The 22,414-nt window shown below is 43.4% G+C and carries 28 protein-coding genes; 15 read left to right on the top strand and 13 right to left on the bottom strand.

Annotated features, from left to right (window positions below):
• Positions 1–26: 26 nt before the first annotated feature.
• Complete coding sequence (gene seqA / locus L2717_RS01385) at positions 27–572, bottom strand: replication initiation negative regulator SeqA (protein ID WP_220773889.1); 546 nt, start codon at positions 570–572, stop codon at positions 27–29.
• Between the two features lie 295 nt (positions 573–867).
• Here seqA and L2717_RS01380 point away from each other — a divergent pair, with 295 nt between their 5' ends.
• From L2717_RS01380 to L2717_RS01330, 11 genes are all read left to right on the top strand, one after another.
• The gene (locus L2717_RS01380) at positions 868–1,644 is read left to right on the top strand and encodes an alpha/beta fold hydrolase (protein ID WP_220773888.1); all 777 of its coding nucleotides are present in this window, start codon (positions 868–870) and stop codon (positions 1,642–1,644) included.
• Between the two features lie 101 nt (positions 1,645–1,745).
• Positions 1,746–1,967 (top strand): DUF2788 domain-containing protein, encoded by a 222-nt coding sequence (locus L2717_RS01375; protein ID WP_220773887.1) that lies wholly within the window; start codon positions 1,746–1,748, stop codon positions 1,965–1,967.
• A 10-nt stretch (positions 1,968–1,977) separates the two neighbouring features.
• Entirely contained in the window at positions 1,978–2,250 is a 273-nt protein-coding gene (gene ybfE, locus L2717_RS01370; RefSeq protein ID WP_076501535.1) for a LexA regulated protein, read from the top strand.
• 54 nt (positions 2,251–2,304) lie between these two features.
• Complete coding sequence (fldA, locus tag L2717_RS01365; RefSeq protein ID WP_076501538.1) at positions 2,305–2,832, top strand: flavodoxin FldA; 528 nt, start codon at positions 2,305–2,307, stop codon at positions 2,830–2,832.
• Positions 2,833–2,936: 104 nt separating this feature from the next.
• Entirely contained in the window at positions 2,937–4,115 is a 1,179-nt protein-coding gene (earP, locus tag L2717_RS01360) for an elongation factor P maturation arginine rhamnosyltransferase EarP (RefSeq protein WP_220773886.1), read from the top strand.
• A 45-nt stretch (positions 4,116–4,160) separates the two neighbouring features.
• Positions 4,161–4,721 carry an elongation factor P gene (gene efp / locus L2717_RS01355; RefSeq protein ID WP_220773885.1) on the top strand — a complete coding sequence of 187 codons (561 nt, stop codon included), beginning with the start codon at positions 4,161–4,163 and terminating at the stop codon, positions 4,719–4,721.
• A 193-nt stretch (positions 4,722–4,914) separates the two neighbouring features.
• Entirely contained in the window at positions 4,915–5,577 is a 663-nt protein-coding gene (locus L2717_RS01350) for a glutathione S-transferase family protein (protein ID WP_220773884.1), read from the top strand.
• 318 nt (positions 5,578–5,895) lie between these two features.
• A complete protein-coding gene (gene tusD, locus L2717_RS01345; protein ID WP_220773883.1) occupies positions 5,896–6,285 on the top strand; it encodes a sulfurtransferase complex subunit TusD in 390 nt (129 codons plus the stop codon).
• Positions 6,286–6,299: 14 nt separating this feature from the next.
• Entirely contained in the window at positions 6,300–6,656 is a 357-nt protein-coding gene (gene tusC / locus L2717_RS01340; protein ID WP_220773882.1) for a sulfurtransferase complex subunit TusC, read from the top strand.
• On the top strand, positions 6,656–6,937 hold the full coding sequence (gene tusB, locus L2717_RS01335; protein WP_220773881.1) for a sulfurtransferase complex subunit TusB: 282 nt from the start codon (positions 6,656–6,658) through the stop codon (positions 6,935–6,937). Before tusC ends, tusB begins: the two co-directional genes overlap by 1 nt.
• Entirely contained in the window at positions 6,931–7,269 is a 339-nt protein-coding gene (locus L2717_RS01330; RefSeq protein WP_220773880.1) for a TusE/DsrC/DsvC family sulfur relay protein, read from the top strand. The genes tusB and L2717_RS01330 overlap by 7 nt, the downstream gene beginning before the upstream one ends.
• A 95-nt stretch (positions 7,270–7,364) precedes the next feature.
• Here the strand turns inward: L2717_RS01330 and L2717_RS18120 are convergent, their stop codons facing one another.
• From L2717_RS18120 to lrp, 7 genes are all read right to left on the bottom strand, one after another.
• Positions 7,365–7,487, bottom strand: a complete 123-nt coding sequence (locus L2717_RS18120; protein ID WP_263189929.1) for a hypothetical protein — start codon at positions 7,485–7,487, stop codon at positions 7,365–7,367.
• 19 nt (positions 7,488–7,506) lie between these two features.
• Entirely contained in the window at positions 7,507–8,793 is a 1,287-nt protein-coding gene (serS, locus tag L2717_RS01325) for a serine--tRNA ligase (protein ID WP_220773879.1), read from the bottom strand.
• An 18-nt stretch (positions 8,794–8,811) separates the two neighbouring features.
• Positions 8,812–9,186: a fluoride efflux transporter CrcB gene (crcB, locus tag L2717_RS01320; protein ID WP_220773878.1), complete on the bottom strand. Its 375-nt coding sequence runs from the start codon at positions 9,184–9,186 to the stop codon at positions 8,812–8,814.
• Positions 9,179–10,510, bottom strand: coding sequence for a replication-associated recombination protein A (locus L2717_RS01315; protein ID WP_220773877.1), 1,332 nt, complete (start codon positions 10,508–10,510; stop codon positions 9,179–9,181). Before L2717_RS01315 ends, crcB begins: the two co-directional genes overlap by 8 nt.
• A gap of 8 nt (positions 10,511–10,518) precedes the next feature.
• Entirely contained in the window at positions 10,519–11,145 is a 627-nt protein-coding gene (gene lolA, locus L2717_RS01310) for an outer membrane lipoprotein periplasmic chaperone LolA (RefSeq protein WP_220773876.1), read from the bottom strand.
• Between the two features lie 57 nt (positions 11,146–11,202).
• On the bottom strand, positions 11,203–13,944 hold the full coding sequence (locus L2717_RS01305) for a DNA translocase FtsK (protein ID WP_220773875.1): 2,742 nt from the start codon (positions 13,942–13,944) through the stop codon (positions 11,203–11,205).
• Positions 13,945–14,286: 342 nt separating this feature from the next.
• Positions 14,287–14,793, bottom strand: coding sequence for a leucine-responsive transcriptional regulator Lrp (lrp, locus tag L2717_RS01300; protein ID WP_006081649.1), 507 nt, complete (start codon positions 14,791–14,793; stop codon positions 14,287–14,289).
• A 180-nt stretch (positions 14,794–14,973) separates the two neighbouring features.
• Between lrp and ald the strand changes: the two genes are divergently transcribed.
• Both ald and trxB read left to right on the top strand, forming a co-directional pair.
• Entirely contained in the window at positions 14,974–16,089 is a 1,116-nt protein-coding gene (gene ald, locus L2717_RS01295) for an alanine dehydrogenase (protein ID WP_220773874.1), read from the top strand.
• Positions 16,090–16,395: 306 nt separating this feature from the next.
• Entirely contained in the window at positions 16,396–17,349 is a 954-nt protein-coding gene (trxB, locus tag L2717_RS01290) for a thioredoxin-disulfide reductase (protein ID WP_220773873.1), read from the top strand.
• Between the two features lie 251 nt (positions 17,350–17,600).
• On the opposite strand, the gene rplT is transcribed toward trxB, so the two are convergent.
• The 4 genes from rplT to thrS form a co-directional block, all read right to left on the bottom strand.
• Positions 17,601–17,957, bottom strand: a complete 357-nt coding sequence (gene rplT / locus L2717_RS01285; RefSeq protein WP_006081652.1) for a 50S ribosomal protein L20 — start codon at positions 17,955–17,957, stop codon at positions 17,601–17,603.
• 16 nt (positions 17,958–17,973) lie between these two features.
• Positions 17,974–18,168: a 50S ribosomal protein L35 gene (rpmI, locus tag L2717_RS01280; protein WP_006081653.1), complete on the bottom strand. Its 195-nt coding sequence runs from the start codon at positions 18,166–18,168 to the stop codon at positions 17,974–17,976.
• Positions 18,169–18,252: 84 nt separating this feature from the next.
• A complete protein-coding gene (gene infC / locus L2717_RS01275) occupies positions 18,253–18,795 on the bottom strand; it encodes a translation initiation factor IF-3 (RefSeq protein WP_076501573.1) in 543 nt (180 codons plus the stop codon).
• Between the two features lie 3 nt (positions 18,796–18,798).
• Positions 18,799–20,727, bottom strand: a complete 1,929-nt coding sequence (thrS, locus tag L2717_RS01270; RefSeq protein WP_220774803.1) for a threonine--tRNA ligase — start codon at positions 20,725–20,727, stop codon at positions 18,799–18,801.
• A 291-nt stretch (positions 20,728–21,018) separates the two neighbouring features.
• Between thrS and L2717_RS01265 the strand changes: the two genes are divergently transcribed.
• Entirely contained in the window at positions 21,019–21,252 is a 234-nt protein-coding gene (locus L2717_RS01265) for a hypothetical protein (protein WP_220774804.1), read from the top strand.
• A gap of 273 nt (positions 21,253–21,525) precedes the next feature.
• A complete protein-coding gene (locus L2717_RS01260; RefSeq protein WP_220774805.1) occupies positions 21,526–21,726 on the top strand; it encodes a CPXCG motif-containing cysteine-rich protein in 201 nt (66 codons plus the stop codon).
• A gap of 36 nt (positions 21,727–21,762) precedes the next feature.
• On the opposite strand, the gene L2717_RS01255 is transcribed toward L2717_RS01260, so the two are convergent.
• Positions 21,763–22,386, bottom strand: a complete 624-nt coding sequence (locus L2717_RS01255) for a riboflavin synthase subunit alpha (RefSeq protein ID WP_220774806.1) — start codon at positions 22,384–22,386, stop codon at positions 21,763–21,765.
• Between the last annotated feature and the right edge of the window lie 28 nt (positions 22,387–22,414).

The raw sequence follows: 22,414 nt of genomic DNA, 5'->3' as shown, positions 1-22,414 counted from the left end.
AAATAAATAGAATATTGAACAACGGCTTACACTCGCTCAGCGATACCGGCGGCGACAGTCGCATCACAACCAAACTGCACTAACACTTCGGATAAAATAGTGCGTTTTTTGGCTGTATTATTATTGCTTGTGACCCAAAAACCACTGTTGCCGATTTCTTTAGGGTTCGCCGAAGCGCTCGCTTCCAGTAACTGCTCTTTAGAGCGGGCAAAATATAAACGATCGCGGCCTTGGATCTGCAAAATTTGCGAAAACTGCTCAGGGGCTAATTGATACAAACTGTCGAGCAAAAATAGAAAACGCCCTACTGCGCCCTTTTGTTGGGATAATTGATGCTCATTAACTAATGCGCTGAAATCATTAACAACTGGCGTCACGGCTTTAACTACAACTGGCTGAATAGGTTCAGCCTCTAAACTGGGTTGGCTTATCGCCAAAGGCTGAGGTGGTTCAACCGCATTAAAGGACAAGCCGAGTAATCGACGCAAAATGTCTGAGGCGCTCTCACCAATACGTTCTGTTTTGCTGGCAATGTGACGATAGAGCTCTTCATCTACTTCGATATATTTCATGACCTTCATTATCCTTTGTTATTCGACAGGCTTAACCGAAAAAAGTGTACCACAGCGATCGGGACAGATCATTGCGATCTGTATCAGTGTATCTATCTCTATCAATCTGATAAAGCGTCATTATTCTAAAAATGCGCTAAACAGCACAGCAAACTAGCAGATAATGGGCAATTGCTGAAAAAGCAGGCAAGTTAACCGCCGTCATGGTTTTGCTAGGCAAAGTCGACTTGTCAATCTAAGTGCATTAAGGGCACAATTCGCGCCTCGACCCGCAAAATATCCCACAGGAATCGCCATGAATTTTGTTTCCACAGGCCAAGGAAGCGCTGTCCTCTTGATCCACGGCTTGTTTGGTAATCTAGATAATCTTAAAAATCTAGGGCAAACACTAGAAACTCATCATCAAGTGATCCGCGTCGATGTACCTAATCACGGTTTAAGCGAACATTGGCAGCAGATGGATTACCCTAGCCTCGCCCATGCCATGGCAGGCTTGCTCGATGAACTTGACATAGAACGTGCCCATATTGTGGGCCACTCAATGGGCGGGAAAATCGCCATGGCTACAGCGTTGGTATTTCCTGAGCGTATTATCACTGTGGTGGCGGCAGATATCGCGCCCGTTGCCTATGAGCCAAGACACGATATCGTGTTTGCTGCACTCGAAAGCCTGCCGTTAGAAGGCCACACCGACAGACGTTTTGCCCTAAATCATTTAATTAATCAGGGTATTGACGAAGCCACGGCGCAATTTTTACTCAAAAATTTGCAACGAATCGACACAGGCTTTCGTTGGAAACTCAACCTAAGTGGTTTAAAAGATGGTTACCCCAATATTATTGGCTGGTACAATCAGAGCCCCAATCCCTCACAAACTTATGCGGGCCCGAGCTTATTTATTCGCGGCGGTGATTCGAACTATGTGACGAGCGAGCATAGAACGGCAATTATGAGTCAATTCCCTGCAGCACAAGCGAAAACGCTTGAAGGATGTGGCCATTGGTTACATGCACAAAAACCCGCCATATTTAACCGGATTGTGTCTGAATTTATTGACAAACATACTGAGTAAATACCCATGATAGTTGGCTTAAAGCCTATGGCAGCCGTCATCTTGATGTGATATATTCGCGCCTCTTTTGGCCTTAGAACACTCTAAAGGACTAAGAAACTATGTTAACTCAGTACATGGAACAAATTGAAACCATCGGTCTTAACCTGTTTTTTGCCTCGATATTTTTCTTTATCGGCATGGCCATCCACGATGTGCTAAAGCAAGGTAATGTACCTAAATCTGGTCGATTTATTGTTTGGTTAGTGTTATTTCTCGGCTGTGCCGGGTTTATTGTAAAAGGTATTATCCAGATCACTTGGGAAGGCTCAGGGATCGGTTAACAATAACGACATGGCAAAAGAAGCGACAGACAGAACCACTATTGACCTTTTTGCCAATGACAAACGCCGGGGCCGCCCAAGAAGTAATCCTTTGTCCCGTAGTCAACAGCTTAAGGTCAACAAACGCAATCAAATCCAGCGCGATAAAGCTAACGGATTAAAGCGAATAGAGTTAAAGGTGTCACAAGATTTGTATGACGCCTTGAATGAGCAGGCATTGGCCAGTAACATCAGCCGTAGCCAGTTAATCGAATTCATTCTTCAGCAGCAAATTGAGTGCTGAAGGAGTACCAGCAAGATTAACCTAATAAGTGAACTAGACATTAAAGGATAGACAATGGCAACTGTAGGTCTTTTTTTCGGTAGCGACACAGGTAACACCGAAGCTGTAGCCAAGATGATCCAGAAAAAACTGGGTAAAAAAATGGTTGAGGTGAAAGATATCGCCAAAAGTACCAAAGAACAGATTGCAGAATATGATTTGCTGCTGTTCGGCATCCCGACCTGGTATTACGGCGAAGCTCAATGTGATTGGGACGATTTCTTCCCAGAATTAGAACAAATTGATTTTACTGACAAACTTGTCGCTATTTTTGGTTGTGGTGATCAAGAAGACTACGCAGAGTATTTCCTTGATGCCATGGGCATGGTGGGCGATATCGTTCAGGCGCGTGGTGGTATCATCATTGGCCATTGGCCAACGGCAAGCTACAACTTCGAAGCCTCTAAAGGCCAAGTCGATGACGAGCATTTTATTGGTTTAGGTATCGATGAAGATCGTCAGCCAGAACTAACCGAAGAGCGTGTTGATGCTTGGGTTAAGCAAATCTACGAAGAAATGTGCTTAGCGGAATTAGAAGATTAATTATCTAACTCTCTGAATAAAGCGGCCTTCACGCCGCTTTTTTTATGCATTTATTTTTGTGCATAAAAAATTATTTCACCACTGAATAACAACATACCCAACTTATGATCAATATGCCCCGCGCTAACCATTGGGATATTTTTTGCACCGTCGTCGATAACTACGGTGATATCGGCGTGACTTGGCGTTTAGCCAAGCAAATTGCCAATGAGTACTCTATTCCCGTTAATTTATGGGTTGATGATCTCGCGAGCTTCTCGCACATATTACCGGCGCTCAACCCCTTTAAAAAAGTACAATCCTTCAGTGGCGTGAATATTATTCATTGGGCTGAGCCTTTGCCTATTGGGTTTATAGCAGGAGATGTGATTGTAGAGGCTTTTGCCTGTGAATTACCCGAACAGGTAAAGAATCAATTACTTCATTTACATCAAACAGATCCAAAGTCTGTACCTATCTGGTTGAACTTAGAGTATTTAAGTGCCGAAGACTGGGTTGAAGGTTGCCATGGTTTACCCTCGTTACAAGCTAATGGCTTGAAAAAGTATTTCTACTTTCCCGGTTTTACCGCCAAAACGGGCGGACTGATTTGCGAACAGAACTTGTTTGCACAGCGCGATGCATGGCAAGCCGATACGGCTAATAAGCTACAGCTTTTTAACGAACTTAATCTCAAAGGTATAAAGGCTGAAGACACTGTGATTAGCATTTTTAGCTATGAAACACAGGCACTAGCTACACTATGCGAGTTATGGCAACAAGGTGCAAAAAAAGTCCATGCGCTGATCCCTAAAGGGCGTAGTTTACATAGCCTGACACATTTATTGCCCTGCGAAATTGAGGCTTTAGTGCCAGGCCAAAAAATCGTTCATGGCAATTTAACTCTGCACATCTTACCCATGACAAATCAACAGAGCTTTGATCGCTTACTGTGGAGTTGTGATATTAATATCGTGCGTGGTGAAGATTCGTTTATGCGAGCACAATGGGCCGCAAAACCCTTCATTTGGCATATTTATCCGCAAGAAGATGATTATCACCTGGTAAAATTAGAAGCTTTTCTCAAAATTTACTGCGATAATCTCGCCCCTGAAATTGCCGAAAATTGGTCTAAATTGAATCTCGCATTTAACCAAGCGCAGCAATCAGCTGTGGATCTTCATTGGCAAAACCTTAATCCTGTTAGTTTGCCCTTGTTGCAACATGTTAAACAATGGCCAATTAATGCAATAAATGACGCAGATCTTGCAACTCGACTAGTTCAGTTCGTTAAAAACAGCTAAGATACTGCGCGATAACAGAAAAATCTACATATAGGAAATACTGTAATGAAAACTGCTCATGAAATCCGTCCTGGTAACGTGATCATGTTAGATGGCAGCCCATGGGTTGTGCAGAAAACTGAAACAACTCGTTCTGGCCGTAACGCTGCTATCGTTAAGTTAAAGTTAAAAAACTTATTACTTAACTCAGGTACTGAAACGACGTTTAAAGGTGAAGATAAGTTAGAAGACATCGTTTTAGATCGTTTAGATTGTACTTATTCTTACTTTGCAGATCCTATGTATGTATTTATGGATGCAGAGTACAACCAGTATGACGTAGAAGCTGAAAACTTAGGTGATGCAGCGAATTACATCGTTGATGGTATGGAAGAAACTTGCCAAGTGACTTTCTACGACGGCAAAGCCATTTCTGTAGAAATGCCAACCACTGTCGTACGTGAAGTTATCTACGCTGAGCCTTCAGCCCGTGGTGATACTTCAGGTAAAGTGATGAAGCCAGCTACTATCACTGGCGGCGGCAAGATTAACGTTGCTGACTTCGTGAAAGTGGGCGACAAGATTGAAATCGATACTCGTACTGGCGAATTCAAGAAACGCGTTTAATCACTCTTCTCGTTTCCAGACAAAAAGCCAGTGCTAGCACTGGCTTTTTTGTGGCTGTTTTTTATGACAAATGGTTAAGCAAAAATTATATCCTATGGTAAAAAATCAGTTAACGTCATACTCTGCACCGTTTAAAAATGTCCTAAGTTGCACTCACATGATGCATTTCTCTTAAACGATATAAGGACCCACAATGAATCTCACCGTCTATGGCGTTCCACTTTCTCCCTATGTGCGAAAATTACGTTTATGCCTCGCAGAAAAAGAACTCGATTATGAATTGGTCATAGTGCTGCCCTTTGATCAACCGGCTTGGTTTAAAGATCTCAATCCTTTGGGTCGTATTCCCGCGATGACAGATGGCGACCTTACTTTGGCTGATTCCGGCGTGATCTGCCAATATCTTGAAGATAAATATAGAAGCCTTAAGCCGTTGCTCGGACAAACCCCAGAGCAGCATGCCAAGGTGCGTTGGTTAGAAAAATATGCCGACTATGAACTGGCGCCACTGACTACTTTTATGCTATTTCAACAACGCATCATTAATCCAAGCATGGGTCAGCATTGTGATGAAAAGATTGTGCGGACAGCTTTAACCGAGAAACTCCCTTCACACTTTGATTATCTGGAGCAAAGTTTAGGAAATGCTGAGTTTTTTGTCGGTGGCAGCTTAAGTCTTGCCGATCTGGCATTTGCTTCTCAAATGGTCAATATGGAGCACGCTGGAGAACAACTCGACGCCAAGCGCTGGCCTAACCTTCTTGCACTTTATAACCGTATCAAAACGCGCCCTTCGATGCAGAATCTGTTAGAGGGCGAGCAAGAAATATTGGCTTCAATAAAACCAACTAAATAAAGCTGCGAATAATCTAGTACCGAGCTATTAACATTTAGTTAAGGCACTCGCCGTTGATTTTATTATCAAATAGTCACATAAAGAGCGTACTCTAGATAAGGTATTGTTGGTCATTTTATGTTCTATATCAGTGGACTTATTATACATTGATGGGTAATCAACCAGAACTAAGTAAAGCTCATAAGATAAAGCCGCTTACTTGGACACAGTTTAATGGTACTAGAATCATCACTCATTAAACTGTGCTCTGGGTTACTTAGGGATTTTTAGCTTAATTTACGTTAGAATAGCCTTACTTTTCGGCCATTTTTATTGTAAATGAGCAAATTTATTATCCAAGTGAACGGGCCTGCTTATGGCACGTCAGCGAGCATCAATGCTTTACGTTTTACTCAAGCCGCCCTTGCATCCGGGCATCAGGTTATCTGTGTTTTTTTCTATCAAGATGGCGTATATAACTCTACCGATTTAAGCTTACCCGCCTCCGACGAAAACGATGTGATCAGTGACTGGAAGCAGTTAGCGCAATCTAATCAAGTACCGTTAGTTAATTGTGTTTCCGCTGCGCTACGTCGCGGAATTGTCGGTGAGCAAGATGCTCATGATAATGGTTTGAGTCATTGGAATGTAGGCAAGTCATTTATTATGGGTGGTTTAGGTGAACTCATCACTGGCATTGAATCGGCCGATCGTTTGATCAGTTTTTAACTCACAGGGTTGCTATGAAAAAATTGTGTATCCTATTTCGCTGCTCGCCACACGGCTGTGTTCGTGGCCGCGAAGGCTTAGATCTCGCCCTACTGAGTGCCAGTTTTGAGCAAGAAGTCAGCTTGGTCTTTGTTGATGAAGGAGTGCTGCATTTGATTAAAGATCAGCAGCCTGAGCTTATTGGCGCAAAAGATTATATTTCTACCTTTAAAGCCTTGCCATTGTACGATATCGAGTCGGTATTGGTATGTAAACAATCGTTAACTGATTACGGCTTAAGCCATGGTTTATTGTCAATTCCGGTCACTATCGTCAACGATGAAACCATAGCAATACATTTAAATTCAGTGGATGAGGTCTTAGTATTCTGATGATATTACACCATATTCAAACATCACCCAGCCGCGATAGTGCACTAAAACTGTGCTTACGCTATGCCTGTAAAGAAGATAGTATTTTATTATCGAGCGATGGCGTTAACGCACTGTTACTGCGCCAATGGACCATGGCCTTATCGCCTTTCAAGCTCATGGTATTAAGAGACGATGTGATTGCTCGCGGTTTAACTGAGCGTTTCAAAAATGTCAGTCTTATCGATTACAACGAGTTTGTGGTCCAATCATTACGGCATAATAAGGTGATAACGTGGTAAATTCGTTACTCTTTAATGGTGTTGAAATCGACCGTGACTATCAGGGTTATTTAAAAAACATCGACGATTGGCAGCCTGACATGGCCTTATTATTGGCAGCAGAAGAGCAAGTAACGCTGACATCCGCCCACTGGGAAGTCATTAACTTTGTTCGCGATTTCTATCTCGAATATAAAACTAGCCCTGCCATTCGCGTATTAGTCAAAGCCATTGGTCAAACCTTAGGGAGTGACAAAGGCAATTCAAAATACTTATATACCCTGTTTCCGCTTGGACCCGCTAAACAGGCAACCAAAATTGCGGGTCTGCCAAAACCGGCGAAATGTATTTAAACCTTTGAGAGAGGTTATACCAAAATAAGCGCAAACAAAAAAAGGCATGTTCCCTTAGGGAACATGCCTTTTTTTTATTGGTGCACAAAATAGACTCAAGTGATATTTTCTAATACAACCCAGAAGGCTTTGCCTATGGTCGCCAACATCACAGCAAAAAACACAGCAATGACTGCAGTATAGGAAAGCCAACGGAAATAGCGCTGGCCTTTATCCATGATGTTATTTTGTGACCCGTTAGCCTATTTGAGTCAACCCGCCCATATAAGGACGTAATACTTCAGGAACAGTAATACTGCCATCGGCATTTTGATAGTTTTCTAAAATAGCCACTAAAGTACGGCCTACTGCTAAACCAGAACCATTTAAGGTGTGCAGCAGCGCGGGTTTATTATCTGCTTTCACGCGGTAACGCGCCTGCATACGACGCGCTTGGAAATCCTTCATATTTGAGCAAGAAGAAATTTCGCGGTAAGTATCTTGTGCTGGAAGCCACACTTCGATGTCATAGGTTTTACTTGAGCCAAAGCCCATATCGCCGGTACATAAAACCACTGTACGGTATGGCAAACCTAAACGTTGTAATACCGTTTCAGCATGGCCGGTCAGCGTCTCGAGCGCCGCCATTGAATCTTCAGGTTTAACGATTTGCACCATTTCAACTTTATCAAACTGATGCTGACGGATTAAACCACGGGTATCTTTACCGTATGAACCCGCTTCACTACGAAAACAAGCCGTTTGAGCAGTTAATTTAATCGGCAGGTCGTCTTCGTCAACAATGGTATCGCGCACGAGGTTGGTTAACGGGACTTCAGCCGTTGGGATAAGACTCAAGCCTTGGCCTTCTTCGGTAGCAGGTTTGGTGTGGAATAAATCTTCACCAAACTTAGGCAGTTGTCCTGTACCAAGCAAGCTTGCCTCGTTAACCAGTAATGGCACATAGGCTTCGGTATAACCGTGCTCAGTAGTATGTAAGTCCAACATGAACTGACCAATGGCACGGTTTAAGCGCGCCACTTGACCTTTCATCACGATAAAACGTGAGCCCGTAATTTTCACTGCACTTTTAAAATCTAAACCGTTTAAGCCTTCGCCTAAGTCGATATGATCTTTAATGGGGAAATCAAACGTGCGCGGCGTGCCCCAGCGGCGAACTTCAACGTTCTGTGTTTCATCGGCGCCAATGGGCGCTGATTCATCTGGCAGGTTAGGCATTGACATCGCAATTGCATTGACTTCTTCAAGCACTGCCGCCAATTCAAGCTTTTTGGCATCAAGCTGTGAACCTAAATCGCCCACTTGCGCCATGATCGCTTCAACATCATCACCACGACCTTTTGCCTGGCCAATGGATTTTGAGATAGCGTTACGCGACGCTTGTAACTCTTCGGTCGTTACTTGCAGTGACTTACGCTTTTCTTCTAATTGAGTGAGATGAGCGATATCTAAAATAAAGCCACGAGTGGCCAGTCGCTCAGCGGTAACGTTTAATTCGTTGCGTAAAAATTTAGGATCTAGCATGTGATATATTCTTAATAGTTAAATGCGAGAAAAAACCAGTTGTTGACCTAAATACACCATGAATAAACATAGGCTTAGATTCAACACCACATTCAAAGTCGCCTTCAGCCAATCCCCTTCTTGCATCAGCAATAAGGTTTCATTGGAGAAAGTCGAAAACGTTGTCAAGGCGCCCAATAGGCCAATACCAATAAGCGCCTTGAGTTCTGGGCTGATATGACTCATTTGCCCCAGTGCGTAAATTACGCCCATTAAAAATGAACCGAGGACATTAACCAACAGTGTACCAAAAGGAAAACTGCTGCCAAATACTTGGATCATGAATATTGAAATAAGATAGCGAAAAACAGCCCCAATTGAACCACCGAGCGCCACAAGTAAGATGTTATTCATATCTTTTGTGCTCGCTGGCTTGATCTAACTGGGCTAATTGCGCCAACTTATCTTTGATGCGTTTTTCGAACCCTCGCTCAGTCGGAAAATAAAACTGCGCTGTTTGCAGGGATTCGGGGAAATAATTTTCACCACAGGCATAGGCATTGGGCTCATCGTGGGCATATCGATACCCTGCTCCCATGCAGATGTCTTTCATTAACTGAGTCGGTGCATTACGTAAATGATGCGGCACTTCAACTTGTCCCGTTTCGCGGGCTAACTCACGCGCCGCCTTAAATGCGCTATACACAGCGTTGCTCTTAGGCGCGCTGGCAAGATAAACAATGGCTTGTGCTATTGCTCGCTCACCTTCGGCGGGGCCAACACGATGAAAACAATCCCAAGCATTAAGCGCTATGGTCATGGCCGCAGGATCGGCATTACCGACATCTTCCGAGGCAATCGCCAGTAAGCGCCTTGCGACGTACAGCGGATCGCCGCCGCCTTCTAATATTCTGCAAAACCAATAAAGCGCAGCATCGGGTGCTGAGCCGCGAATTGATTTATGGACGGCGGAAATTAAATCGTAAAACTGATCGCCATTCTTATCGAATCCGGCAACTTGGTGCCCCGCCACTTGAATTAACATTTCGGTGGTGAAGGTGCTGCCATCGGTGAGCATATCGCTCATCAACTCGATAAGATTTAAGGCTTTACGGGCATCGCCATCACAAAGTTGTGCCAAAGTAGTAAGTACATCGCTGGGCATCACAAATTGGTGCTGACCTAAACCGCGTTCGGTATCGTTTAAGGCTTGAGTCACAATGTGGGCTATCTCATCATGGCTTAAACGTTTGATAAGATAGACTCTTGCCCGCGAGAGCAAAGCATTGTTGATTTCAAACGATGGGTTTTCTGTCGTTGCACCAATGAAAATCACTGTGCCATCTTCAATAAACGGCAAAAAAGCATCTTGCTGGCTCTTATTGAATCGGTGGACTTCATCGACAAACAATAAGGTGCGTTGACCACGCGACTGCGCCACGGCTTTTGCTTGCTCTATCGCCGCGCGAATATCTTTGACGCCAGAGGTGACCGCCGAAATACGTTCAACGTGAGCATTAGAATAATGTGCAATTAATTCGGCTAGGGTCGTTTTACCTGTGCCCGGTGGCCCCCACAACATCATGGAATGGGCACGCCCTGCTTCCAATGCTTTGCGCAGCGGCTGGCCTTCGCCCAATAAATGGGCTTGACCTATATATTCGCTAATCCTTCTTGGCCGCATGCGCGCGGCCAAGGGGCGAAAGTCTGGGGCGAAATTAAAGGATAAACTGCTCACGCGATAGCCTAGTGCGCTGTTTTACGACGTTGGTCATCAACATCGATATTATCTGGCAGTATAAAGGTAAATAGCGCTTTATCTTTATTGGTAATCGCTTGCTGATGGCTTAAATCAAACTGGCTTAAATTACCCTTATCATCGGCGACATTAAAATGGGTTAGCTGAGTATTATTGAAACATACATTAACGGACAAAATACCCGAATCAACCGCTTTAGGTTTGATCTCATAGCAATCTTGCTTTTTAGTCACAAAATACTGTGACCAAGTGGCATCATCGCGATGCACTAACAAGGCGATAGGCGAAGCATTGATTGCCTGTGCAAAATCCATAATGACCACTTCTTCGGCGAAGGGATTATAAATCCATAAATCTTTACCGTCGGCGACAATTTTAGACTCATCAGGCTGAGTTAAATGCCAATAAAATTGATTGGGATACGCCAAGGCAAAAATGCCAGACCCCGTCTGAATCACTTTTTGATTTACGTCAGTGACAGTTTGCTTAAAATCCGCTTTTAATGAGGCAGTGCTAATCAGTTTGTCTCTAAGCTGCTGTGCATCATCGGCAAATACCGCTGCGCTATATAACAAAGGCGAAGCTAACAACACAGCGTATAATCGTTTTTTCATTTTAATCCTTACCCTGTAAAACTATTGGGTGCACTAAAGCCATGTCTTAGCATTGGCTTAATATTTTTTTGGTGCTGGCGGCGCCAATACTTCACGATTACCGTTATGGCCTTGCGCCGACACGATACCTTGAGCTTCCATCTGTTCAATAATGCGCGCAGCACGGTTATAACCAATCTTAAACTTACGCTGTACGCTTGAAATAGAACCGCGGCGAGTTTCAGTCACAAAGGCGACGGCTTCATCATATAACGGATCATATTCTTCATCGGACTCAGCGGTTTCACCGGGCAATAACACTTGCTCACCATCAGTAGCGCCATTAAGAATTTCATCAATATATTGCGGCTTACCACGGGCGCACCAATCGGCAACGACGCGATGTACTTCATGATCGTCAACAAAGGCGCCATGAACACGATTCGGTATGGCCGTGCCCGGTGGCAGAAATAACATATCCCCCATACCGAGTAAGGTTTCAGCGCCTTGTTGATCTAAAATAGTGCGCGAATCGATACGCGACGACACTTGGAACGCCATACGGGTAGGAATGTTGGCTTTAATCAAACCGGTAATCACATCCACTGACGGTCTTTGGGTAGCCAGAATTAGATGAATACCTGCAGCACGTGCTTTTTGAGCGATACGAGCAATTAACTCTTCCACTTTCTTACCGACTATCATCATCATATCGGCAAATTCATCAACCACGACGACAATAGATGGCAACTTATCTAACGCAGGTGCTTCGGGCTCCATGCTGTCAGAGGATTTCCACATAGGATCTAAAATCGCTTCGCCATTAGCCTTCGCCTCGGCAATTTTAGCGTTATAGCCTTTAATATTACGCACACCCATCATAGACATCAGCTTATAACGACGTTCCATCTCACCCACACACCAACGCAGCGCATTGGCAGCTTCTTTCATGTCGGTAACCACTTCACACAACAAATGCGGAATGCCTTCATAGACAGACAGTTCCAACATTTTAGGGTCGATCATGATAAAGCGCACATCTTCTGGGCCAGACTTATACAGTAAGCTAGTGATCATGACGTTGACGCCCACAGACTTACCCGAACCCGTTGTACCCGCCACTAACAAATGCGGCATTTTACCCAGATCTACTACCACAGGATCGCCAGCAATATCTTGGCCTAACACCATCGTTAAATTGGATTTGCTATCCGTAAAGGCGGCGCAATCAAGTACATCGCGCATAAACACGGTTTCGCGGAATTTATTGGGTATTTCGATGCCAACATAAGCCTTACCCGGAATAACTTCTACCACTCGCACACTTTCAGCCAATAAAGAACGAGCTAAATCTTTTGACAGATTAGAGATTTTTGATGCTTTAACACCTGGCGCTAATTCTAATTCAAAGCGCGTGATCACAGGTCCTGGATACACACCCACCACATTGGCAATGATGTTGAAATCGGCAAGCTTAACTTCAACAAGACGCGCAACTTGATCCAATTCTTCTGGGCTGATGGGGTTCTTTTTACGATCAGGTATATCGAGTAAATTAATACTGGGCAGCGGATCCATTGGTTTTTTTGGTGCAGGTTTATCCTCTTGTCCTGGCAACACAACGATACCATTGACAATTTTTGCCTTTTTTTCTTGCTTATTACGTTGCGCTTGAGTCACAGCTCCCATTGAGGCTTTAGTATCAAAATCAATAACGTCATCATCATTAAACCCAATACTTTCATCGTCATCTTCTGCCAATGTTTGATGGTTAAACACAGGCTCATTGGCATCATGATCAAATGAATATGAGTTAAAGTCAGCGCTGCCTTGCTCAGCTGTCATCTCATGTTGCTGCTCAGCTAACCATGGCGGAGCTTCAAAATTACCATGGACGGCCAAATCATTATGATCGATTTGCGGCTCAACCCGTTGCGTATTTTTATTTTTGGCGCCATTAAAACTCAAAATTTTTGCGAGCGCAGACAGCTTGTGTTTTTGCGGCGTATCGTCTTGTGTTTCAGTGATGATGCCCTCATCTGTAGCAGACAATGTAGGCGTTATCTCCGCTCTACGTCCGATATATCGCTCACGAACCTTAGGCGAGTCAACTACAGCAGGCCTCTCAAGCACATATTGGGATTCGCGGCGCTGTTTAAACTTATCGACCACCGACATAAAGCCACGAGTATCTTCGCTTTCACCTTTACGTTTAATCGCTTGTGGCAGTAATTTAAGCTTTTTATAAACCCAAATTGAAATTAGGCCGACTTTTTCTACCACGGTTAGCCAGCTAATCCCTGTTAACAGGGTAAAACCTGAGCCTAAAAAGCACAGCAGCAATAAGGTCGTACCGAGTTTATTAAAATACGGCAGCATGGCTTGACCAATAACATCACCCGCGACGCCGCCAGCCGAAAACTCGTAAATGTTATTAGCATTCATACTCGCTAAGGCCGAAAACCCTAAAATAATCAGTAAAAAACCAATCAATCTCAGGGCGACAGAGAAATAATCAACCTCAAGTAAATGATGGGCGCGTTTGAACATTAACCAACCTGTCGATGCGACAATAAGCGGCATAATGTAAGCTGTCACACCAAAAAAATATAACAGGATGTCGGCAATCCAAGCCCCTACCGCTCCAGTCCAGTTTTTAATATCGCCTTGAAAATGCGACTGACTCCAACCGGGATCAGACGGGCTAAAACTCGTTAATGCAAGCAAAATATAAGTGGCGAGAACACAACAAATGATGAGTCCGCCTTCCAGCAGACGTTGCAGCCCAGTGAGCGTGCGTACACTATTTCCTTGAGACAAACGACGTAATCCATAATAAGTGAAAACAGGTGGGCTAACGATACCAGAATCCCACTAAATGTGGAGCATATTAGTCTGTTTTTCTATGCAGAATTAGCCATGATTGGCAAAATTTAACCTATGAGAGTGTTTAAGTGTACTTTTAGGGAGGAAAGAGTTATTACACAAACACTTCCGTTAACAATTTTGATTAAAAATGCCACAAAAATAGGCGCGCAAACTGCGCTAACTTAAGTAAGATCACAAGGTTGAATACAACTGAATTCAAGCGAGGCAAATAGATATTTTACTAAAAATAAGGAGCCAAAGCCCCTTATGATAAAACCAAATAATCAGGGTAAATTAAATATCTGAGAGTAGATGATTTATCGCGACACGACTGGTGTGTTTCACCTCTTCCATCACGACATAGGTACGCGTGTCAGAAACAGAAGGTAACTTCAATAATGTCTCACCTAGCAAACGACGATAGGCTGACATATCTGAAACTCGAGTTTTCAGTAAGTAGTCAAAATCGCCTGACACAAGGTGACATTCTTGAATATCATCTAGCAGCTGCACTGCACGGTTAAACTTATCAAACACTTCGGGAGTATCGCGACTTAGCGTGATCTCAACGAATACGAGCAGGGATGCACCCAAGAAATGCGGATTGACCAACGCAGTATAGCCATTGATATAACCTTGTTTTTCGAGTCGCTTCACTCTTTCTAAACACGGAGTTGGACTGAGTCCGACTCTTTTTGATAATTCCACATTTGAAATGCGGCCATCAAGTTGTAATTCATTAAGAATGTTTCGATCGATGCGATCCAAGTCTTTTACAGGACTCTTTTTATTATATGCCATTTATTTAACCTTGCTTTATCACTAAAACAACATTTTAATCTGCGTATGACTCAAGTTTAGCAGCATAAACTGCTTCGCCGATACTATACTAGAAATCCCTGAATTAATCACGTTCAGGTCACGATAAAATAACAATTATGCCCATTAAAAGTGGGATTTACAGGCAATTGAGGCTCTACTATGATTATTGGTGTTCCAAAAGAAATTAAAAACCACGAATATCGTGTCGGTATGGTTCCTTCTAGTGTTCGCGAGTTAGCGAACAAAGGTCATGACGTTTTTGTTGAAACTAATGCTGGCCAAGGTATTGGTTTTTCTGATGAAGATTATATTGACGCTGGCGCCACCATTTTAGCCACCGCGGCAGAGGTTTTTGCTAAAGCACAAATGATTGTAAAAGTAAAAGAACCTCAAGCCGTTGAACGTGCAATGTTGCGCTACGATCAAATTTTATTTACTTATCTACATCTGGCGCCAGATTTACCACAAACAGAAGACTTAATAAGAAGTGGTGCTGTGTGTATTGCTTACGAAACCGTGACAGATAACCACGGTGGCCTTCCTCTATTGGCCCCTATGTCAGAAGTGGCTGGTCGTATGTCAATCCAAGCGGGGGCAATGGCATTAGAGAAATCTTCTGGCGGACGCGGTGTATTAATGGGCGGTGTCCCCGGTGTAGAACCCGCTAAAGTCGTCATCATTGGTGGCGGTATGGTGGGGACTAATGCTGCTCAAGTCGCAGTCGGTATGGGCGCCGATGTAGTAGTGCTCGATCGTAGTATTGATGCGCTGCGTCGTTTAAATGTACAGTTTGGCTCGGCAGTTAAAACGATTTACTCTACCGCTGATGCGATTGAACAACATGTTATTAAAGCGGATCTTGTTATCGGAGGTGTACTTATACCAGGCGCTGCGGCCCCCAAATTAGTGACACGAAGCATGATCTCCCGTATGAAGCAAGGCAGCGCTATCGTTGATGTGGCAATCGATCAAGGTGGGTGTGTTGAAACTTCACATGCAACCACTCATGAAGATCCAACTTACATTGTTGATGGTGTTGTGCATTATTGTGTCGCAAATATGCCCGGCGCAGTTGCCCGAACTTCGACCTTTGCGCTCAACAATGCAACCCTACCGTTCATTCTTAAGCTCGCTAACTTAGGCTATAAAGAAGCGCTGTTACAGGATAGGCATTTTCTCAATGGCTTAAACGTAATGCACGGTAAAGTTGTCTGTAAAGAAGTCGCTCACGCACTAAATTTAGAGTTCACTTCACCAGCCAGTCTTTTAAGCTAAATTGACGTAAGTGTTACTTAGCAATTCATTTTGAACGATCTCTATTTTTGAGGCCGTTTCTTTTATTGATACGTTTAAATAACACTTATTTAGCCATCATTTAATCAATAAACCTATCATACAATAGTGATCATTATTGCTCTTTCAAAGTGTTAACTTTCACCGTAGATAAAGTAAAGCTTACGCCCTAATCTAAAACCATTCTGACTCGATTAGCGCAATCTAAAAGAATCGCCGTCCAGCACTTTACCCCCACGGGTAAATTCCCTACAATCTTCGCAATTTGCTAAAGGCATGGAGATAAAAATGAGCCAGATCAGACATTGTAACTTATTGATTTTGGGTTCAGGCCCAGCAGGATATACCGCAGCTGTTTATGCTGCGCGAGCGAATTTAAAGCCAGTGATGATCACAGGTATGCAGCAAGGTGGACAATTAACCACCACAACTGAAGTTGAGAACTGGCCAGGCGATGCGGATGACCTAACTGGTCCTGCTTTGATGGAGCGCATGCAGAAGCATGCAGAAAAGTTTGATACTGAAATTTTATTCGATCACATTAATGAAGTGACCTTAACCGAGCGCCCTTTTCGTTTAAAAGGCGACAACGGCGAATACACTTGTGATGCGCTGATCATTGCAACTGGCGCTTCAGCCCGTTATTTAGGATTAGATTCTGAAGAAGCATTCAAGGGCCGCGGCGTGTCAGCCTGTGCAACCTGTGATGGTTTCTTCTATCGCAATCAAAAAGTTGCCGTGATCGGTGGTGGTAATACTGCCGTTGAAGAAGCACTGTACTTAAGCAATATTGCCGCTGAAGTACATTTAATTCATCGCCGTGACACATTCCGCTCAGAAAAAATTCTGATCGATCGTCTGATGGACAAAGTCGCTAATGGCAACATCATCCTTCACTTAGATCAAACCATGGATGAAGTTGTTGGTGATGCTATGGGTGTAACAGGCCTGAAGATGAAGAGCACTAAAGATGGTTTAATCACCGACTTAGCCGTTGCAGGCGTGTTCGTCGCCATTGGCCACAGCCCTAATACCGGTATTTTTGCTGGTCAGCTAGAAATGAACCACGGTTATTTGAAAGTACAAAGTGGCTTGCAAGGTAACGCAACGCAAACCAGTATTGAAGGTGTTTATGCTTGTGGTGACGTAATGGATCAACATTATCGTCAAGCCATCACCTCTGCAGGTACTGGATGTATGGCTGCACTCGATGCCGAGCGTTATTTAGACGCTAACAAATAGCAAAATAAGCTTGTAGATAAATAGCAGGCTTAGCCTGCTATTTTTTTAACTGCAACTTATCCATAAAGACCATCATTTAGCTCATGTTTTCCCAAAGTTTAATGCTGTAAACACAGAGGCTTTTTCGCTTCCACGCAGTCATACATTCTAATTTATTCAACGTAAAAATATTTAATCATAGTATTAAGTCAAAAATAACCTACAAAAAAAGGGACCAAATGGTCCCTTCTCTACAGCAAAAAACTAATTTCTTAGTTTAACGCTTCTTTTGCTTTTTCAACTAAAGTTGCAAATACAACTTTGTCGAATACAGCGATGTCAGCCAAAATCTTACGATCGATTTCGATAGACGCCTTTTTCAGACCGTTGATGAAACGGCTGTAAGACAGACCATTTTGACGAGCGGCAGCATTAATACGTGCAATCCATAATTGACGGAATTGACGTTTTTTCTGACGACGGTCACGGTAAGCATATTGGCCAGCTTTAGTTACTGCTTGTACAGCAACACGGTAAGTACGGCTACGAGCGCCATAATAACCTTTAGCTAGTTTTAAAACTTTTTTGTGACGAGCACGAGCGGTTACACCACGCTTAACTCTTGGCATTTTCTAAACTCCTAAATTAAGCGTAAGGTAATTGACGCGCGATTGCTGGTACGTCAGCTTTTGATACTAAACATTTGGCACGTAAGTGACGTTTACGTTTAGTGCTTTTTTTCGTCAAAATGTGACGTAAGTGTGCTTGCTTGCGCTTGAAACCATTAGCGGTTTTCTTAAAACGCTTCGCTACACCCTTGTCTGTTTTCATTTTAGGCATTTCTAAAACTCCGCATTGGGATGTTTAATAAAAAGCAAGGCGAGCAAAGGCCATAGGCCTTTGCTACTTTAAGTTTTGCCCTACTTATTTCTTTTTAGGCGCTAGCACCATAATTGCTTGTCGGCCTTCCATTTTAGGGAAAGACTCAACAACCGCATACTCGTCCAAATCAGCCTTAATACGGTTCAATAGATCCATACCCAGGTTTTGGTGTGCCATTTCGCGACCTCGGAAACGTAGCGTAATCTTCGCTTTGTCCCCGTCTTCCAGAAAACGTATCAGGTTGCGTAGTTTTACCTGATAGTCGTTTTCGTCAGTTCCAGGACGGAATTTAATTTCCTTGACCTGAACCTGTTTTTGCTTCTTCTTTTGTTCTTTTTGAGCTTTCGCTTTATCAAAAAGGAACTTACCGTAGTCCATAATGCGACATACTGGAGGTTCAGCGTTTGGACTAATTTCTACTAGGTCTGCACCTGCTTCATCGGCCAAATTCTGAGCATCTCTGATGCTTACCACACCAATAGCTTCACCATCAATGCCAGTTAAACGTACTTCTGGTACGCCTGTAATTTCGTCATTGATTCTATTAGGGGCTGGCTGACGCCCTGCTGTTTTTTTGATCTTTATGATCTATTCCTCCAACAATTTGAGACTACGGAGCGAAATCTGTTGATGGATTTTAGTGGCGAAATCTTCAAGTCGCATCTTACCTAAATCTATACCATCACGAGTACGCACCGCGACTTCCTTATTTTCCATTTCTTGATCACCAACGACCAACAAATAAGGGACACGCCTTAAGGTGTGCTCGCGTATTTTAAAGCCTATTTTCTCATTCCTCAAGTCAAAAGACGCTCGAATACCCTGTTCTTTGAAAAATTTTACAACTTCTTCAACATAATCAGCTTGTTTGTCGGTGATATTCATCACGACAACTTGCATTGGGGCTAACCAAGTTGGGAAACGTCCTGCATATTCTTCAATCAAGATACCCAAGAAGCGCTCCAACGAGCCTAAAATAGCACGGTGGATCATAACTGGGGTTTGACGACTGTTATCTTCGGCAACATAAGTTGCACCAAGACGACTTGGCAACGCATAATCGAGCTGCACAGTACCACATTGCCACGGACGGTCCAAACAATCGTGTAAAGTAAATTCGATTTTGGGTCCGTAGAACGCACCTTCACCGGGTAAAATAGTGAATTCAATATTATTGGCACGTAGTGCTTGCTTAAGCGCCTCTTCGGCTCTATCCCACATGGCATCGTCACCGATACGTTTTTCTGGGCGAGTAGATAACTTAACCACAATATTGTCAAAACCAAAGGTCGCGTAAGTATCGTAAACCATCTGGATACACGCACTCACTTCCTCTTGAACTTGGCTGTCTGTACAAAAAATATGGGCGTCGTCTTGGGTGAAGCCACGCACGCGCATTAATCCATGCAACGAACCTGAAGGCTCATTGCGATGACAGCAGCCAAACTCCGCCATCCGTAAGGGTAAGTCGCGATAAGATTTCAACCCTTGGTTAAAAATCTGTACGTGACCAGGACAATTCATTGGCTTAATCGCGTATTCGCGGTTTTCGCTGCTGGTTGTAAACATGGCTTCTGAGTATTTATCCCAGTGACCAGAACGTTCCCACAATACACGATCCATCATTAATGGACCTTTGACTTCTTGGTAAGTGTATTGATTTAACTTACGGCGAATAAATCTTTCTAATTCTAAAAAGATACTCCAACCATCGTTATGCCAGAACACCATACCAGGCGCTTCTTCTTGCATGTGATACAAGTCGAGTTGTTTACCAATTTTACGGTGGTCACGCTTAGCAGCCTCTTCTAGACGGGTTAAGTGTGTGCTCAGCGCCTTTTTATCGGCCCAGGCAGTACCATATATACGTTGCAGCATTTTATTGTCTGAGTTACCACGCCAATAAGCGCCTGCAATACTCATCAATTTAAAATGTTGACAAAAACGCATGTTAGGCACGTGCGGTCCACGACACATATCTATGTATTCTTCGTGATGATACAGCGCAGGCGTTGCGTCTTTGCTGATGTTTTCATCCAGAATAGCAATTTTATAATCTTCACCGCGTGCTGCGAATGTATCGCGCGCTTCTTGCCAGCTAACCACTTGTTTCACAACGTCATAGTTAGTTTTGGCAAGTTGTTGCATACGCTTTTCTAAGGCTTCGATATCTTCTTGAGTCAATTTACGCTCAAGGTCGATATCATAATAGAAGCCGTTATCGATAACTGGACCAATCGCCATCTTGGTTTCTGGCCACATTTGCTTAATCGCATGGCCTAATAAATGCGCACAAGAATGGCGAAGAATTTCAACACCTTCTTCGTCTTTGGCGGTAATGATTGACAGTTCAGCATCGGCTTCAATGAGGTCGCAGGCATCTTTTAATTCGCCATTAACGCGGCCAGCGATACACGCTTTTGCTAAACCAGGGCCAATATCGGCGGCAACATCGAGAGTCGAGACAGAATGAGCAAACTCGCGTTTGCTACCATCGGGAAGTGTAATTACAGGCATGAAATATCCTTTCCAGTGGTGACCCACACGTAGGGCCACTTGGGTTAAGTTAATTGAGAAAAATGCTCGCTAGGTTAAGACAGTACAGGAGTCTTAGCCACCTTGCGTAACAGGGCGTTTATTCTAAGGGATCGTAGCTAAAAGGCGCAAGTCTAATGGCTAGAAATGGGATTAAAAGCAAAAAGCGAATTCATGATTTTCCAGTGTCTTGGTAACTTAGTGGTCATCTAACGCCCCTATTCTGGTATCCGTTTATGACACATAACTAAACCATGATAAGGGAGCTTAAATATGTTGAACTATATTCTACTGGCAGTGGCAATCATGACTACTGCAGGCGCGCTACCTCAACCGCAGGAGTTAAGCGTAAATGCCCCTCTGATCGACACGCAAATATTACTCTTTGATATAACAAGTGAAATTGAACAGCAAATACAGCGTTTAACGCACGATATTATCCAAAGTGCACACGATGGTGTGTTACATAGTAGCGAAATTGAAGGATGGGTGACGGTAAAAGACTAAATGCTAGAAGTGTCATCACTCACTAAGCAAAAAATTTAACCAGAAGGTTTATCATGCGGCGTTTTGAGACTGACTTCATCTAAGTCAACACGCTACACTCTGCTATATACTCTAATAGAAAGTACTTAATAGAAGATACTCTACTCTAACTAGAAGGCACATACAGAGCACTCGGAGCTCACTCAAAACAGTAGGTAGCATGAGCAAACCAAACCCGAGAAGTACTGATTGAGCAGAGCGATTCGCTTTATTGGTTATATAAGGAGTGGCACCATGAAAGTCATAAACAAAGTGATAGCCTGTCCGCACTGCGGGCACCATCAAGATATCAGTATCGATGCCAGCGGCGGAGATCAAGATTATTACGATGATTGCCGAATTTGTTGTAATCCCATTCACTTACGCTTACATATCGATGAATTGAGACGCACCGTTGAGCTGTATATCGACTCAGACGACGAGCAAATCTATTAAATCAGCTTGCACTAAACACGAGACGCTTACACAAGGCTAACGCGCTGAACCATTAAAACGTCTGGCCAGTACGCGCTCAACAGTATCGACAATCACTTGTGTCTGGCTGTCTATCTCGATATTAAGTTCGTCACCCACGTTATAGCGGTTTAAGTTTGTTAGCTTTAAGGTTTCAGGGATTAAATGCAACTTAAAGCCCGATTCACTCACCTCACCAACCGTTAAACTGCAACCGTTGACACCGACGAATCCTTTGTAAAAAATATAGTCCATCCACTTAGGCTCAATACCCAGTGTTAGATCATAATGCTGTTCTGTGTGACTGATATCCATGACTTTGGCCTTGGTATGGATATGGCCTGACAGAATATGGCCACCGATTTCACTGCCAAAGGTTAATGAACGTTCAATGTTAATACTTTGACCCACCGACAAATTTACCAGATTTGTTAACCATAACGTCTCTTCCACTACGTCGAAAAATACCCTATCATCAGCAATCTGAGTCACTGTGAGACATACCCCGTTATTTGCCACACTTGCGCCAATCGTAAGTCCCTCACGCAAATCAGGTTCAAACGCTACCTCAAGGGTATGTAAACCATCTTTCTTATGTATTGCAACCACCTCGCAGGTGGCTTGTACTATACCTGTAAACATTTTTTGCTCGCTTAATCGTTAAAGGCTG

The organism is Shewanella glacialipiscicola (assembly GCF_023283485.1).
GTDB lineage: Bacteria > Pseudomonadota > Gammaproteobacteria > Enterobacterales > Shewanellaceae > Shewanella > Shewanella glacialipiscicola.
The sequence above is the reverse complement of the archived record's forward strand: the minus strand, read 5'-3'. Positions and strand labels throughout refer to the sequence as shown.